The sequence below is a fragment of the Candidatus Agathobaculum pullicola genome (genome assembly GCF_052117205.1).
In the GTDB taxonomy this organism is placed as follows: domain Bacteria; phylum Bacillota; class Clostridia; order Oscillospirales; family Butyricicoccaceae; genus Agathobaculum; species Agathobaculum pullicola.
The window spans coordinates 1-1,463 of sequence record NZ_JBQKJP010000098.1; the positions used below are offsets into that span (position 1 = coordinate 1).

The window sequence follows — 1,463 nt, forward strand, 5'->3', positions numbered from 1 at the left end:
GCCTGTTCGCTGTCCATCGCGTCCAGCAAGTCCCGCTGTTCCTCTTTTTTGAGGAAAGACAGCTCATAAGCCGGGTTGAGGGCGATTTTCTTTTCATCTACCATATCCAGCAGTTCGGGGATAAGCTCCGTCAGGCGGATATAGCGTTGCACCTGCCTCTGGCTTTCACCAGCTTGGCTTGCAACAAGCTGAATAGAAGTCTGCGACTTCTCGCCAACTTGGCGAGAAGTTAAGTCAGAGCGTTCCCCCTGATGTTTGATGGCCTCCAGCTTCATGCGGTATGCAAATGCTCTTTCACTGGGGAGCAGGCTTTCCCGCTGTAAGTTGCTGTCCACCATGATGATGGTGGCGGCATCATCGTCCAGGTCCCGGACAATGACCGGCATGGTTTCTTTCTCGGCCAGCTCACTGGCCCGGTGTCTCCTGTGACCGGCCACCAGCTCATAGCCGCCCTCGGGGTCCGGGCGGGCAATCGCCGGAACCAGAACACCGTACTGCCGAACGCTGTCGGCGGTCTCCATCATGGCCTCGTCATCCTTGACTTTGAAGGGATGATTCTTGAAAGGATGCAGCTCAGACAGCGGGATTTCCCGTACTTTTTCCAGTTTGGCATCCTGGCGGCTTTCTTCGGTGGAAAACAAGTCATCGTATGGAGCCAGCTCTACTTTTTTCGCGCTGCTTTTCAAGTTTTATCACCTCCTGGGTCAGATTTTTGTACCCCTCGGCCACCTTGCCATTAGGGTCATGGGCAAAAATGCTCTTGCCCTCGGCGCTGATTTCCTTTGCCCGGACGGAATGGGGAATCTCGGTGCCGAACACCTTGATTTTGCTGCCATAGGTCTCCCGCAGCAGGGCAGCAATCTCCTTGGCGAAGTTGGTGCGGTTGTCCACCATCGTCAGCAATATGCCGTCGATCTGGAGCTTGGGGTTGATCTGCCGCTTCACCTTGTTTACGGTCTGGAGCAGCTGTTCCAGGCCCTTGGCGGGCAGGTACTCCGCCTGAACGGGGATTATGACCCTGTTGGCGGCGGCCAGGGCGTTGACCGTGAGCATACCCAGGGAGGGCTGGCAGTCAATCAGGATATGGGAATACTGTCCCTTGAGCGTGTCCAGATACTGCCGCAGGATGGTCTCACGGCTCATGGCGTTCACCAGGGAGACCTCCATGCCGGAGAGCTGGATGTCGGCGGGCATCAGGTCAACGCCTTCCGGGTGGTGCAGGATGCCCTCGCCGGGGCGCATCAGCTCGTCCATCAAGATACGGCCCATCGCGTCGGACAGAGTAAAGGGCAGCTTGTCCGGCTGGGGATGGCCCAGGCTGATGGTCAGGCTGCCCTGCGGGTCTCCGTCGATCAGCAGAACTTTCTTCCCCGCCTGCGCCAGTCCGATACCCAGATTTGCGCAGGTGGTTGTCTTGCCAACGCCGCCTTTCTGGTTGGCGATGGCGATAATTTGCGTGTTCA

The 1,463-nt window shown here is 57.5% G+C and carries 2 protein-coding genes; both read right to left on the reverse strand.

Annotated features, from left to right (window positions below; all coding sequences use genetic code 11):
• The coding region (locus tag ACTQ3V_RS15525) for a ParB/RepB/Spo0J family partition protein (RefSeq protein WP_441468284.1) at nucleotides 1-686 on the reverse strand (686 nt) is incomplete at its 3' end.
• The coding region (locus tag ACTQ3V_RS15530) for a ParA family protein (RefSeq protein ID WP_441468285.1) at nucleotides 643-1,463 on the reverse strand (821 nt) is incomplete at its 5' end. The genes ACTQ3V_RS15525 and ACTQ3V_RS15530, both read right to left, overlap by 44 nt.